This is a genomic window from Moritella sp. 28 (genome assembly GCF_018219435.1).
Classification (GTDB): Bacteria; Pseudomonadota; Gammaproteobacteria; order Enterobacterales; family Moritellaceae; genus Moritella.
Genome location: NZ_CP056121.1, coordinates 101,111 through 116,204, shown reverse-complemented (window position 1 = coordinate 116,204; position 15,094 = coordinate 101,111). Strand labels below are relative to the sequence as shown.

At 44.0% G+C, this 15,094-nt stretch carries 10 protein-coding genes and 4 rRNA genes; 3 read left to right on the top strand and 11 right to left on the bottom strand.

What is annotated here, in order from left to right:
- Positions 1-70: 70 nt before the first annotated feature.
- The 4 genes from HWV02_RS00520 to HWV02_RS00505 form a co-directional block, all read right to left on the bottom strand.
- Positions 71-1,615 (bottom strand): 16S ribosomal RNA (locus tag HWV02_RS00520).
- Positions 1,616-1,904: 289 nt separating this feature from the next.
- Positions 1,905-2,020, bottom strand: a 5S ribosomal RNA gene (gene rrf / locus HWV02_RS00515).
- A 141-nt stretch (positions 2,021-2,161) separates the two neighbouring features.
- Positions 2,162-5,052, bottom strand: a 23S ribosomal RNA gene (locus HWV02_RS00510).
- A 291-nt stretch (positions 5,053-5,343) separates the two neighbouring features.
- Positions 5,344-6,888 (bottom strand): 16S ribosomal RNA (locus tag HWV02_RS00505).
- The 16S, 23S and 5S rRNA genes sit together here, the layout of an rRNA operon.
- 489 nt (positions 6,889-7,377) lie before the next feature.
- Between HWV02_RS00505 and HWV02_RS00500 the strand changes: the two genes are divergently transcribed.
- On the top strand, positions 7,378-7,920 hold the full coding sequence (locus HWV02_RS00500; RefSeq protein ID WP_211678042.1) for a gamma carbonic anhydrase family protein: 543 nt from the start codon (positions 7,378-7,380) through the stop codon (positions 7,918-7,920).
- 79 nt (positions 7,921-7,999) lie between these two features.
- Here the strand turns inward: HWV02_RS00500 and aroE are convergent, their stop codons facing one another.
- The 7 genes from aroE to HWV02_RS00465 form a co-directional block, all read right to left on the bottom strand.
- Positions 8,000-8,812, bottom strand: coding sequence for a shikimate dehydrogenase (gene aroE, locus HWV02_RS00495; RefSeq protein ID WP_211689449.1), 813 nt, complete (start codon positions 8,810-8,812; stop codon positions 8,000-8,002).
- Between the two features lie 98 nt (positions 8,813-8,910).
- The gene (locus HWV02_RS00490) at positions 8,911-9,498 is read right to left on the bottom strand and encodes an L-threonylcarbamoyladenylate synthase (RefSeq protein ID WP_211689447.1); all 588 of its coding nucleotides are present in this window, start codon (positions 9,496-9,498) and stop codon (positions 8,911-8,913) included.
- Between the two features lie 77 nt (positions 9,499-9,575).
- On the bottom strand, positions 9,576-10,085 hold the full coding sequence (gene purE, locus HWV02_RS00485) for a 5-(carboxyamino)imidazole ribonucleotide mutase (protein ID WP_211673616.1): 510 nt from the start codon (positions 10,083-10,085) through the stop codon (positions 9,576-9,578).
- A gap of 60 nt (positions 10,086-10,145) precedes the next feature.
- The gene (locus tag HWV02_RS00480; protein ID WP_211678039.1) at positions 10,146-10,715 is read right to left on the bottom strand and encodes a type I DNA topoisomerase; all 570 of its coding nucleotides are present in this window, start codon (positions 10,713-10,715) and stop codon (positions 10,146-10,148) included.
- Positions 10,716-10,821: 106 nt separating this feature from the next.
- Positions 10,822-11,298, bottom strand: coding sequence for a DUF494 family protein (locus tag HWV02_RS00475; protein WP_211678038.1), 477 nt, complete (start codon positions 11,296-11,298; stop codon positions 10,822-10,824).
- On the bottom strand, positions 11,298-12,404 hold the full coding sequence (gene dprA / locus HWV02_RS00470) for a DNA-processing protein DprA (RefSeq protein WP_211689445.1): 1,107 nt from the start codon (positions 12,402-12,404) through the stop codon (positions 11,298-11,300). The genes HWV02_RS00475 and dprA overlap by 1 nt, the downstream gene beginning before the upstream one ends.
- An 8-nt stretch (positions 12,405-12,412) precedes the next feature.
- Entirely contained in the window at positions 12,413-13,504 is a 1,092-nt protein-coding gene (locus tag HWV02_RS00465) for a LysM peptidoglycan-binding domain-containing protein (protein ID WP_211678036.1), read from the bottom strand.
- A 105-nt stretch (positions 13,505-13,609) separates the two neighbouring features.
- Between HWV02_RS00465 and def the strand changes: the two genes are divergently transcribed.
- On the top strand, positions 13,610-14,113 hold the full coding sequence (gene def, locus HWV02_RS00460; RefSeq protein WP_211689444.1) for a peptide deformylase: 504 nt from the start codon (positions 13,610-13,612) through the stop codon (positions 14,111-14,113).
- A gap of 22 nt (positions 14,114-14,135) precedes the next feature.
- Positions 14,136-15,089: a methionyl-tRNA formyltransferase gene (fmt, locus tag HWV02_RS00455; RefSeq protein WP_211689442.1), complete on the top strand. Its 954-nt coding sequence runs from the start codon at positions 14,136-14,138 to the stop codon at positions 15,087-15,089.
- The last annotated feature ends 5 nt before the right edge of the window (positions 15,090-15,094 follow it).

Sequence of the window (15,094 nt, the reverse complement as noted above, 5' to 3'; positions counted from 1 at the left end):
GTAAGACATACTATTCAACTTTCTATTCAAGCAATTTGTGTGGGCACTTACAAAAACTAACAACTTTACGTAAGGAGGTGATCCAGCCCCAGGTTCCCCTAGGGCTACCTTGTTACGACTTCACCCCAGTCATGAACCACACCGTGGTCATCGCCCTCCCGAAGGTTAAGCTAATGACTTCTGGTGCAGCCCACTCCCATGGTGTGACGGGCGGTGTGTACAAGGCCCGGGAACGTATTCACCGTGACATTCTGATTCACGATTACTAGCGATTCCGACTTCATGGGGTCGAGTTGCAGACCCCAATCCGGACTACGACGCACTTTATGGGATTCGCTTACCATTGCTGGTTTGCAGCCCTTTGTATGCGCCATTGTAGCACGTGTGTAGCCCTACTCGTAAGGGCCATGATGACTTGACGTCGTCCCCACCTTCCTCCGGTTTATCACCGGCAGTCTCCTTAGAGTTCCCACCATTACGTGCTGGCAAATAAGGATAAGGGTTGCGCTCGTTGCGGGACTTAACCCAACATTTCACAACACGAGCTGACGACAGCCATGCAGCACCTGTCTCATAGTTCCCGAAGGCACCAATTCATCTCTGAAAAGTTCTATGGATGTCAAGAGTAGGTAAGGTTCTTCGCGTTGCATCGAATTAAACCACATGCTCCACCGCTTGTGCGGGCCCCCGTCAATTCATTTGAGTTTTAACCTTGCGGCCGTACTCCCCAGGCGGTCTACTTAATGCGTTAGCTTAAGAGCCCAGTTCTCAAGGAACCAAACTCCGAGTAGACATCGTTTACGGCGTGGACTACCGGGGTATCTAATCCCGTTTGCTACCCACGCTTTCGCATCTGAGCGTCAGTTACTTGCCAGGTGGCCGCCTTCGCCACTGGTATTCCTTCAGATCTCTACGCATTTCACCGCTACACCTGAAATTCTACCACCCTCTCAAGAACTCTAGTTTGCCAGTTCGAAATGCAGTTCCCAGGTTGAGCCCGGGGCTTTCACATCTCGCTTAACAAACCGCCTGCATGCGCTTTACGCCCAGTAATTCCGATTAACGCTTGCACCCTCCGTATTACCGCGGCTGCTGGCACGGAGTTAGCCGGTGCTTCTTCTGCGAGTAACGTCACAGCAGTAGAGTATTAATCTACTGCCTTTCCTCCTCGCTGAAAGTACTTTACAACCCTAAGGCCTTCTTCATACACGCGGTATGGCTGCATCAGGGTTTCCCCCATTGTGCAATATTCCCCACTGCTGCCTCCCGTAGGAGTCTGGACCGTGTCTCAGTTCCAGTGTGGCTGATCATCCTCTCAGACCAGCTAGGGATCGTCGCCTTGGTGAGCTCTTACCTCACCAACAAGCTAATCCCACTTGGGCTCATCTAGTCGCGAGAGCTTTCAAGAAGAGGCCCCCTTTCACCCGTAGGTCGTATGCGGTATTAGCAGTCGTTTCCAACTGTTGTCCCCCTCGACTAGGCAGATTCCCAAGCATTACTCACCCGTCCGCCGCTCGACGCCAGAATAGCAAGCTATTCTTCGTTTCCGCTCGACTTGCATGTGTTAAGCCTACCGCCAGCGTTCAATCTGAGCCATGATCAAACTCTTCAATTAAAAGTTTTTTGACTAATCAACGATGTTGATTAAGTCGGCTCAATGAATTCTGTACTTCAACAACAAACCGAGGTTTGTTGTTTATAAAACCAAATCTTTCGATTTAATTTAATGTTCACAATTACATTGATATAATTTTTGGTCATTATATCTCTGCAAGTGCTCACACAGATTGCTTGAATAAATTGTTAAAGAGCATTGGCGTGTTAAACACGGCAATTTTCAAATATCACTCAAGGAGTGTTATCTGAAAATTGCTGTAACTATCGTTACAACAATTTAATTTGGCGCTTGGCGATGCCCTACTCTCACATGGGGAAGCCCCACACTACCATCGGCGTTATTACGTTTCACTACTGAGTTCGGAATGGGATCAGGTGGTACCGCAACACTATGGTCACCAAGCAAATTTGGTTTGCTTTCAAGTTGTATCTTTAAAATCTGAAAAGCTATAAATAAAGAAGTCTTTAAAACCTATCTTTCGATAAATAGTAGTGTTCAATCAATTCTTAAGTCGATATTTCAATTAATCATACTTTAATTTGTATGGTTAAGCCTCACGGGTAATTAGTACAAGTTAGCTCAATGCCTCACAGCACTTACACACCTTGCCTATCAACGTTGTAGTCTCCAACGGCCCTTCAGGGGACTTAAAGTCCCAGTGAGAACTCATCTCGAGGCCTGCTTCCCGCTTAGATGCTTTCAGCGGTTATCAGTTCCGAACTTAGCTACCGGGCAATGCTATTGGCATAACAACCCGAACACCAGTGGTTCGTCCACTCCGGTCCTCTCGTACTAGGAGCAGCTCCTCTCAATTCTCAAACGCCCACGGCAGATAGGGACCGAACTGTCTCACGACGTTCTAAACCCAGCTCGCGTACCACTTTAAATGGCGAACAGCCATACCCTTGGGACCAACTTCAGCCCCAGGATGTGATGAGCCGACATCGAGGTGCCAAACACCGCCGTCGATATGAACTCTTGGGCGGTATCAGCCTGTTATCCCCGGAGTACCTTTTATCCGTTGAGCGATGGCCCTTCCATTCAGAACCACCGGATCACTAAGACCTACTTTCGTACCTGCTCGACGTGTCTGTCTCGCAGTTAAGCTGGCTTATGCCTTTGCACTAACCACATGATGTCCAACCATGTTTAGCCAACCTTCGTGCTCCTCCGTTACTCTTTGGGAGGAGACCGCCCCAGTCAAACTACCCACCAGACACTGTCCGCAACCCCGATAAGGGGCCTACGTTAGAACATCAAACGTACAAGGGTGGTATTTCAAGGTTGACTCCACATCATCTAGCGACAATGCTTCAACGTCTCCCACCTATCCTACACATGTAGGTTCAATGTTCAGTGCCAAGCTATAGTAAAGGTTCACGGGGTCTTTCCGTCTAGCCGCGGGTACACTGCATCTTAACAGCGATTTCAATTTCACTGAGTCTCGGGTGGAGACAGCGTGGCCATCATTACGCCATTCGTGCAGGTCGGAACTTACCCGACAAGGAATTTCGCTACCTTAGGACCGTTATAGTTACGGCCGCCGTTTACCGGGGCTTCGATCATGAGCTTCGACCTAAGTCTAACCCAATCAATTAACCTTCCGGCACCGGGCAGGCGTCACACCGTATACGTCATCTTTCGATTTTGCACAGTGCTGTGTTTTTAATAAACAGTTGCAGCCACCATTTCTCTGCGACCGACAATAGCTTACGGAGCAAGTCCTTCACCATCATCGGCGTACCTTCTCCCGAAGTTACGGTACCATTTTGCCTAGTTCCTTCACCCGAGTTCTCTCAAGCGCCTTAGTATTCTCTACCTAACCACCTGTGTCGGTTTGGGGTACGATTCTCTTATATCTGAAGCTTAGAGGTTTTTCCTGGAAGCCGGGTATCAACTACTTCATCTCCGTAGAGACTCGTCATCAGCTCTCAGCCTAATGTGCGCCCGGATTTACCTAAGCACACAGCCTACAACCTTAAACATGGACAACCATCGCCATGCTAGCCTAACCTTCTCCGTCACCCCATCGCAATATAAGTGAGTACAGGAATATTAACCTGTTTCCCATCGACTACGCCTTTCGGCCTCGCCTTAGGGGTCGACTCACCCTGCCCCGATTAACGTTGGACAGGAACCCTTGGTCTTTCGGCGTGGAGGTTTTTCACCCCCATTATCGTTACTCATGTCAACATTCGCACTTCTGATACCTCCAGCAAGCTTCTCAACTCACCTTCGACGGCTTACAGAACGCTCCTCTACCATGCAAGAACAAGTCTTGCATCCGTAGCTTCGGTGGTATGTTTAGCCCCGTTAAATCTTCCGCGCAGACCGACTCGACCAGTGAGCTATTACGCTTTCTTTAAAAGATGGCTGCTTCTAAGCCAACTTCCTGGCTGTCTGAGCCTTTCCACATCGTTTCCCACTTAACATACACTTTGGGACCTTAGCTGACGGTCTGGGTTGTTTCCCTTTCCACGACGGACGTTAGCACCCGCCGTGTGTCTCCCGCGATTGAACTTATTGGTATTCGGAGTTTGCAAAGGGTTGGTAAGTCGGGATGACCCCCTAGCCTTAACAGTGCTCTACCCCCAATAGTTAGACGCGAGGCGCTACCTAAATAGCTTTCGAGGAGAACCAGCTATCTCCCGGTTTGATTGGCCTTTCACCCCCAGCCACAAGTCATCCGCTAATTTTTCAACATTAGTCGGTTCGGTCCTCCAGTTGATGTTACTCAACCTTCAACCTGCCCATGGCTAGATCACCGGGTTTCGGGTCTAATCCCAGCAACTATTCGCGCAGTTAACACTCGGTTTCCCTACGGCTCCGCTATTCGCTTAACCTTGCTACTGAAATTAAGTCGTTGACCCATTATACAAAAGGTACGCAGTCACAGAACAAGTCTGCTCCCACTGCTTGTACGTATACGGTTTCAGGTTCTATTTCACTCCCCTCACAGGGGTTCTTTTCGCCTTTCCCTCACGGTACTGGTTCACTATCGGTCAGTCAGTAGTATTTAGCCTTGGAAGATGGTCCTCCCATATTCAAACAGCATATCACGTGTGCCGTCCTACTCGATTTCACAGTAAGGTCGTTTTCATGTACGGGACTATCACCCTGTATCGTGAAACTTTCCAGAATCTTCCACTAACTTCCAAACTGCTTAAGGGCTAGACCCCGTTCGCTCGCCGCTACTAAGGGTATCTCTATTGATTTCTTTTCCTCGGGGTACTTAGATGTTTCAGTTCTCCCGGTTCGCTTCGTAACGCTATGTATTCACGTTACGATACTCTACAAAGTAGAGTGGGTTCCCCCATTCGGAAATCTGTGGATTAACGCTTTTTATCAACTCCCCACAGCTTAACGCAGATTAACACGTCCTTCATCGCCTCTGACTGCCTAGGCATCCACCGTATACGCTTAGTCACTTAACCATACAATCTAAAGTCGACCGTACAATTGAAATAACTAGGTATTATCTAGTTTTTTTCGCCTCAAGAATACTCAAGAACACTATATTGTTATTACCGAAGTAATAACGTGTTTTAAGAACTTCTTTATTTATTCAGCTTTCCAAATTTTTAAAGAGCAATTTGCTAAAAAGCAAAGATAAACAAGCGATTGCTTATCTTTGCTTACTAGCGTCTTACTATTAGTAAGACATACTATTCAACTTTCTATTCAAGCAATTTGTGTGGGCACTTACAAAAATTAACAACTTTACGTAAGGAGGTGATCCAGCCCCAGGTTCCCCTAGGGCTACCTTGTTACGACTTCACCCCAGTCATGAACCACACCGTGGTCATCGCCCTCCCGAAGGTTAAGCTAATGACTTCTGGTGCAGCCCACTCCCATGGTGTGACGGGCGGTGTGTACAAGGCCCGGGAACGTATTCACCGTGACATTCTGATTCACGATTACTAGCGATTCCGACTTCATGGGGTCGAGTTGCAGACCCCAATCCGGACTACGACGCACTTTATGGGATTCGCTTACCATTGCTGGTTTGCAGCCCTTTGTATGCGCCATTGTAGCACGTGTGTAGCCCTACTCGTAAGGGCCATGATGACTTGACGTCGTCCCCACCTTCCTCCGGTTTATCACCGGCAGTCTCCTTAGAGTTCCCACCATTACGTGCTGGCAAATAAGGATAAGGGTTGCGCTCGTTGCGGGACTTAACCCAACATTTCACAACACGAGCTGACGACAGCCATGCAGCACCTGTCTCATAGTTCCCGAAGGCACCAATTCATCTCTGAAAAGTTCTATGGATGTCAAGAGTAGGTAAGGTTCTTCGCGTTGCATCGAATTAAACCACATGCTCCACCGCTTGTGCGGGCCCCCGTCAATTCATTTGAGTTTTAACCTTGCGGCCGTACTCCCCAGGCGGTCTACTTAATGCGTTAGCTTAAGAGCCCAGTTCTCAAGGAACCAAACTCCGAGTAGACATCGTTTACGGCGTGGACTACCGGGGTATCTAATCCCGTTTGCTACCCACGCTTTCGCATCTGAGCGTCAGTTACTTGCCAGGTGGCCGCCTTCGCCACTGGTATTCCTTCAGATCTCTACGCATTTCACCGCTACACCTGAAATTCTACCACCCTCTCAAGAACTCTAGTTTGCCAGTTCGAAATGCAGTTCCCAGGTTGAGCCCGGGGCTTTCACATCTCGCTTAACAAACCGCCTGCATGCGCTTTACGCCCAGTAATTCCGATTAACGCTTGCACCCTCCGTATTACCGCGGCTGCTGGCACGGAGTTAGCCGGTGCTTCTTCTGCGAGTAACGTCACAGCAGTAGAGTATTAATCTACTGCCTTTCCTCCTCGCTGAAAGTACTTTACAACCCTAAGGCCTTCTTCATACACGCGGTATGGCTGCATCAGGGTTTCCCCCATTGTGCAATATTCCCCACTGCTGCCTCCCGTAGGAGTCTGGACCGTGTCTCAGTTCCAGTGTGGCTGATCATCCTCTCAGACCAGCTAGGGATCGTCGCCTTGGTGAGCTCTTACCTCACCAACAAGCTAATCCCACTTGGGCTCATCTAGTCGCGAGAGCTTTCAAGAAGAGGCCCCCTTTCACCCGTAGGTCGTATGCGGTATTAGCAGTCGTTTCCAACTGTTGTCCCCCTCGACTAGGCAGATTCCCAAGCATTACTCACCCGTCCGCCGCTCGACGCCAGAATAGCAAGCTATTCTTCGTTTCCGCTCGACTTGCATGTGTTAAGCCTACCGCCAGCGTTCAATCTGAGCCATGATCAAACTCTTCAATTAAAAGTTTTTGACTAATCAACGATGTTGATTAAGTCGGCTCAATGAATTCTGTACTTCAACAACAAACCGAGGTTTGTTGTTTATAAAACCAAATCTTTCGATTTAATTTAATGTTCACAATTACATTGATATAATTTTTGGTCATTATATCTCTGCAAGTGCTCACACAGATTGCTTGAATAAATTGTTAAAGAGCATTGACCTTGACGCCTTGCGTCGTAGTCAGGCTGCGTATTCTACGCAAACCAGATTTGAAGTCAAGCACATATTTATGCTTTATTCAGGACGTTTAAAAAGTAATCAAAGTTAATTTATAAACACCTTACTGAACGACTGTTGCCGTGTCAGTGAGGCGCTATTATAGGGATTTAACGTTTACAGGCAAGTGATTTCTAAAAATAATATAGCGCTATCTAGCTTGGTTGTTTACTATGCTATTTGAGTATTTGACTAACATTAATAACTATAAATGACTATATAGGGACAACAATGAGCACTTCACTTCGAGAGTACCAAGGAATATCACCACAATTAGCAGGCTCTGTGTATATAGATAAGTCAGCAGTCTTAATCGGAGATATAAAGATTGGTGAACACGCAAGCATATGGCCACTTGTTGCAGCACGCGGTGACGTAAACAAAATATCTATTGGCGCCCGTACCAATGTACAAGATGGTTGCATATTACATGTTACTCGGAAAAGTCTAGTAAACCCAGATGGTATCCCACTGCTTATTGGTGAAGATGTTACCGTCGGTCATAAAGCACTATTACACGCTTGCACCATTGGTGATCGTGTATTAATCGGAATGGGTGCTATAGTCCTTGATGGCGCTATAATTGAAGATGACGTCATGATTGGTGCAGGAACTTTAGTTCCACCAAGAAAAACATTAGCAAGTGGTTATCTTTATATCGGCAGTCCAGCGAAACAGGCAAGAAAATTAACGGATGATGAGATCGCGTTCTTGAAACTATCCGCTGATAACTACGTACTGCTAAAAAATGAGTATATAGAAGATAGCCAGTAATCAGATTCGAAAAACAGCCCAAATTTATAAAGTACTACTTATACCCTCTAACTTAACCTAGAGGGTAACAGAATTAATTTTATTTAATCGTTTTTCTTAAGACTTCAAGTACTGGCGACATAGATGGGGTGATGCCTCGCCAAACTTTAAAGCTTTCAGCCGCTTGTCCAACCAACATTCCTAGCCCATCAATAGCAAGTTCAGCGCCTTGTTCCATCGCCCATAAATTGAATGCCGTAGCCTCCACTTTATACATCATGTCATAACAAATAGTTTTTTTATCAACTAAAGCTGGCGAAATTGCAGGAACTAAACCCGACAAACTTGCCGAAGTCGAGTTAATAATAAGATCAAAGCGACCACTTAATGCAGTATAACTACATGCTCTAATATCGCCCTTATCATTAAATAATGTTGCTAACTGTTGCGCTTTGATATCTGTGCGATTAGCAATAACCAGTTCTTGTATGCCTTGTTCTAATAATGGACCAATTACGCCACGCGCAGCACCACCGGCACCCAATAATAAAACCCGCTTATTAGCTAGTATCGTATATTGCAATAAATCGTGTACCAGACCAAATCCATCCGTATTATCACCAATTACCCGACCATCGTCAGTAAGTACCAAGGTGTTCACTGCACCAGCAAGTTGCGCTCGTGGTGTTAATTCCTGAGCAAATGAAAATGCCTCTTCTTTAAAAGGGACGGTGATATTACAACCCTTTCCTCCCTGAGAAAAAAAATCATTCATCGCCATGACAAAACCATTAATAGGGGCTTCAATAGCTTGATACCTTAGATCTTGTCCAGTTTGCTGAGCAAATAAGCTGTGGATCATAGGTGATTTACTGTGGTTTATTGGATTACCAAATACGGCATAACGGTCCATACTGCACAACTCCTGTGATGAGGTAGATAAAGGAAAAAACCTAGTAAACAACGATTTGAGTATATCAGTCAATAGAAGTTGTCAGAATAGAATATTGATTAACGGTAGGTTTTACCCGTAACCGCATCTCTGATCGTTGTTGGTTGTGCAAGTTCGCCAACCGCTTCGTCAACAATCGCGCCAAGTAATGGCCCAAGTTGGCAAGTAACTTCAGCAGCAGTCACGCAAGGCGTAAGTCCCGTTAAGTTAGCACTTGTTGAGGTAATTGGGCTGCCAAAAGCAAGGCATAATGCCTGTACAGTCGGATGGGCAGAAACACGTACTGCAATACTATCAAACTGTCCTGTTAACCATTTAGGTACTTGTGCTTTAGCTGGCATAACCCAAGTCACAGGACCTGGCCAGGTTTGATTTATGAGATTTATTTGCACTGTAGACAATGCTGTAAAATCAACATAATCATTTAATTGCGCTAAATTTGCTGCAATTAAGATTAAACCTTTTTCAACAGGGCGTTGTTTGATGGATAGTAAGCATTGAACCGCTTTTTCACTCATTGGATCACAACCTAAGCCAAAAACAGCTTCTGTTGGATAAGCAATAACTTGCTGATTGTGTAACGCAGTAACCGCGTTGCTAATGGCTGTTGAATTATTCACAGTAATATATCTATTATTAATAGTCATAAATAAAAATGGTAGCTTACGCTACCATTTCTTACTCTATAACGACAGTGATAAGCTTAGTTTCTTACTAATTACAGCTATAGTGCTTTTAATTTAGCTTGTAATGCTTCGTCTTTAGCAATGATGCTTGCAGCATTAGCTTGACGCTCAGCTTTAACTTTAGCCGCCATTTCAGGGTTACCAATTGCAAGCATTTGCGCAGCAAGATAACCCGCATTTTTAGCACCCGCACTACCGATTGCTACAGAAGCAACAGGTACACCGCCAGGCATTTGCACTGTTGATAATAATGCATCCATACCTTGTAACGGGCCCGCATCAATTGGCACACCAATAACAGGGTGTGTAGTGATACCAGCAACCGCACCCGCTAAATGCGCAGCTAGACCTGCAGCACAAATAAATACAGCACAACCACGGCTTTCAGCATCGGTCACATATTGATGTGTCGCTGCTGGCGTACGGTGAGCAGAAGTTACTTTCACTTCGTACTGAATTTCAAATGATTTTAGTACATTCAGTGTCGCCTGCATGACAGGTAAGTCTGAATCTGAGCCCATTAATACTGCAACAAATGGTGTAGACATAATTATTCCCTTTCCGTATGAGTTATTTTTAATCGTTTAAATTAATCGATAGTGTTGTCACTATTCTAATAAAGCACGCTTATAGCCACAGCTTTTCTGCGGACAAATAAGTTGTTTTCCATTACTGGTTTTTTTTTCAACTAAAATTGCCCAATGACACTCGGGGCAAGTTTCTGAAATTGGTTTGAAATTAATAATGTATTTACACTTAGGATATTTATTACAAGAATAAAATATTTTTCCGAAACGTGATTTTTTCTGCATCAAATCACCCGACTTACACTGCGGACAACATATACCAGTTTCGTCTGGCGTTTCTGTTTTAGACATGTAACTGCAAGTGGGAAATTGGGTACAACCAATAAAAAAGCCATAACGGCCACGTTTCAATACGAGTTCATGCTGACACTCAGGGCATTCGGAACCAACCAACACTTTGTCATCTTCGAAATGTGATTGATTTGATAGCGGGCGTGAATACTCACAAGTAGGATAATTATTGCAACCTAAAAATGGCCCTGATTTGGCATTTTTAATACTTAACTCAGCACCACATTGCGGGCACGTCTCGTACTCTTTTTCCAAGGCATGTTCATGAACTGTAAATAGTTTGTCGTCATTTTTAGACATTTGAACAATTTTTAAGTAAATAATTGATGGGCGGATTTTATCAAAATTGACATTTTATGCCAGTAATTAATATAATTTAAATCACCCAGTCACTGATTATCGAGTTTTAATGCAGGTAATTATGCGCTTTAGCCTGTACTAATTCTTCCATCTGTAAATATGCTGCTTCACCGTTTGGCACATTAAATAATACCATTAAGATAACCCATTTAATGTCCTCAAGATCCAAATTGGTATTCTCAAGTTCAATTAAACGTGCGATGGCCATTTCTCTAGTTTCAATATTAAGCACGTCAATATGCTCTAAAAATAATAAGAAACCACGGCACTCGGTGTTTATATAAAGTTGCTCGGCCTCTGTATAAATCCGCATTGAACTCACACTCGAAACTTGCAGATGAGTTTGAACCCCACCATTTCGTAATTCGACTAAGTTTTCAATCCATGTAATTGCTTTATGAATTTCAGCTTCAGCAAAACCAACCTTAATTAACTCACCGAGTAAGTCATCTCGATCAACTAAGAACTCAGATTCATTTTGTTCATAAAAGTTTTCGAAAAGATAAATAAGTATATCTAGCATTAGCCCCTCCGTTGCGATCTCACATAACCACCGGGCACAACACACACCCAATTATCAAGTTCCAGTTCAATTAAACTCGTTAATACTTGGCTAACAGGTTGTTGGCTGTGCTCAGCAATAATATCTGCTGTCGTTACTTCATAACCGACACTATCTAAGATAATTTGATTTGGCAATGAAACAGTCTCAGGAACGGCACTGAATAGGTCTGTTTGCTCAGAATTCGTACTTACATTTATATATGTGAGTTCATCGGTAATATCACTAATTTGAGTAATTAGTTTTGCCCCTTGTTGGATCAAATAATGACAACCTGCAGCCATCGGATTATCAATCGCGCCAGGCAAGGCAAAGACTTCACGGCCTTGCTCTACGGCATAACGAGCCGAAATTAATGATCCGCTGTTTAATACAGCCTCAATGACCACAACACCAAGTGAGAGGCCACTAACAATGCGATTACGGCGGGGAAAGTGTTCCGGTCTCGCTTGAGTAAAAGGGCTAAACTCAGAAACTAACGCCCCCTGTTCCCTAATCTGTTGTGCTAATTGCTGATGACGCTTAGGATAAATATTGGCTAACCCAGAGCCTAAAACGGCAATAGTATGCCCTTTCGCTGCTAATACACTACGATGACATTCACTATCAACACCAATCGCAAGACCACTCGTAACCACTAATCCTTCTTGCACTAATTCGACTGAAAAACTGTGTGCATGCCGCTTGCCATAATAACTTGGATCTCGAGTACCAACCATGGCGATTTGTGGTTTCGATAATAACTCAACATTACCTTCTACATACAAAAGTAAGGGTGGAGAACCAATATTTTTTAATGTCAGTGGATAATCACTTGAGGTAATAGGGATAAGATAACGCTCAGGTTGATCCGCAAGCCAATTTAAGGTGCTCTCAATAGCCTGCCAATCGGGGTTTAGAATGCTCTGTTGCTGCGCTGTATCCAAACCAAGTGATTGTAGATACAGAGCAGAACCAGTAAATAATCTAGTTAACGATGTTTTTTTCAATAACCTTAGCGCCCTACTACCGCCAATTTTGGGGACGTCGTATAGTGCTAACCAATATTTATCTTGCTCATTAACCATTATTTATCTCATAAGTTGCTTACCTTATCATTCAGTTTAATCACTTGTGAGCTATGTGTAATAAGTGCAAGGCTGACTTTGTCGTAAACTTTGAACACCATCATTTCTCCGATCCGTTCATCTGGGAGCTGTAACTCATTTTTGTCAGAAAAAAGTTTATCATATTGATTAACTTGATCGTCATAATTAAAGTCAAGGTCTTGTTCACGACGAATTATAGTCTTACCGCGTTTTAATACCGCAAAAACATCACCAGCACCGACACTATCACGCCAACCTCGATTAATGATCACCACATCGTTTTTACCAATAGTACTGTATTTTTCATCCGCAGCGACAATGACACCATCACTCGCTAATTGAAAATTACGCGGTTGAAAATATACAGGTAAGCGATCTTGCTCAGGCATAGGGAGTAATCGGTCACCTTTACGTGCCTCTTTCGCGCTTTTTAAAATTGATAATTTCGCTGGAATCGTTTCCGTTCCAGTATTCACAACGCGAGCAATGGCTATAAACTCCACTTCATTACCCAATTTTTCATTCGTAACAGGGTCGATATAAATACGACCTCGACGATAAACACCATATTGACCCGGTTTTAAAGAACTGGATGCAAAAATACTATGACCAACAATGAATGTCGTATTCCCGTCATTATTACCTAAGATCACAGGGGCATGTTTTAATCTTTCATCCGCTGCGACATAATCACGACTTAAAAAAGAATTGATCAATTTTAACGGTATAGTCGGTATTGCTCGACTGCCTTTTAATTCAGGTCGCGCTTTAGGAGAAACTTTTAAGATACGCTTGCGCATATGATTACGCACTAAACGAGGTTCGCCATCAACAAAGATTAATTGTAGTTTATCGCCGGGATAGATAAGATGCGGATCATCTAAAGCAGGATTAGCATCCCATAATTGTGGCCACCGCCACGGGCTTTGCAAATATTTGCTCGAAATATCCCAAAGCGTATCACCTTCTTTGACGATGTATTCAGTGGGGTATTGGTTTTTTAAGTTTAAGCTATCAGCATGCGCTAAAAAGGGTAAAATAGCAGCTAAAGCAAAGATCAAACGACGTTTTATGGACATATCCTTTCCTAATTGTTGTTTGAACGCTTATATTTATAGTGATTATTGTAACGTTTTACGTCAAAATTAAGCGTTATTTGAATCCATTCAAAATAAGAAAGTACCATGGCTATATTAGAAGTTTTACATTTTCCTGATGATCGATTAAAAAAAATTGCTCAACCTGTGCAGGAAATCACATCAGCGACACAAATCATCATCGATGACATGCTCGAAACCATGTATGCCGAAGAAGGTATTGGTTTAGCCGCTGTACAAGTTAATATTTTACAACGTATTGTCGTTATCGATGTGTCAGGAACACGCGATGAGCCTCTAATCCTTATCAATCCAGTCCTCACCAACAAATTCGGTGAGACAGGTATTGAAGAAGGCTGCCTATCGGTACCAGAATCACGCGCTTTTGTGCCACGCGCAGAAAGTGTAACAGTGACAGCATTAGACCGTGATGGTGATGAGCTTACACTAGAAGCCCATGATTTATTAGCCATTTGTTTACAGCACGAAGTGGATCACCTAAACGGTAAACTCTTTATTGACTACCTATCACCGCTAAAACAGCAAAGAATTCGGAAAAAGCTCGAAAAGCTAGCTCGTAAAGATAAATAAGAATACAAAATAGGAATTAACCTTGACCAAACCATTACGCATTATTTTTGCCGGCACCCCTGATTTTGCCGCAAAACACCTCTCTGCATTACTAAATTCAGAGCATGAAGTGATCGCGGTATATAGCCAGCCAGATCGCCCCGCAGGTCGCGGAAAAAAATTAAAACCAAGTGACGTAAAACAACTCGCAGTTAGCCATGATATTCCTGTTTATCAGCCTGTTAGTTTACGAAATGAAGAAGCACAACAAGAATTGGCAGCCTTAAACGCCGATTTGATGGTCGTGGTTGCTTACGGTTTGATCCTGCCACAAGTCGCGTTAGATACACCGCGCTTAGGCTGTATCAATGTGCATGGTTCACTATTACCAAGATGGCGTGGAGCGGCACCAATCCAACGTGCAATCTGGGCCGGAGATGCTGAGACGGGCGTCACTATCATGCAAATGGATATCGGTTTAGATACGGGTGCCATGCTACACAAAGTAACTTGCCCAATCACGGATGATGAAACCAGTGCCAGCTTATATGACAAACTTGCCGAGCTTGGCCCACAAGGTCTATTGGAAACATTAACGCAGATAAGTAACAATATCGCGGTAGCTGAAGTCCAAGATGATGAACAAGCAAACTATGCAGCTAAACTTAGCAAAGAAGAAGCAAACATCGACTGGACACAATCAGCTGTTGCTATCGAACGTCAAATCCGCGCATTTAATCCTTGGCCTGTGAGTTACACACAAATTGCCGAGCAAAATGTGAAAGTTTGGCAAGCAAATGCGAGTGAAGATGTGACGGACGCACAGCCTGGCACGGTTCTAACCGCAACAAAACAAGGCATTCAAGTGGCAACAGGGAATGGCATATTAACATTATTAAACCTTCAACTTGCAGGCAAAAAAGCCATGCCAGTTCAAGATATACTAAATGCTCGTAAAGAGTGGTTTACTGTTGGTCAATTACTAAATTCTATTTAATACCT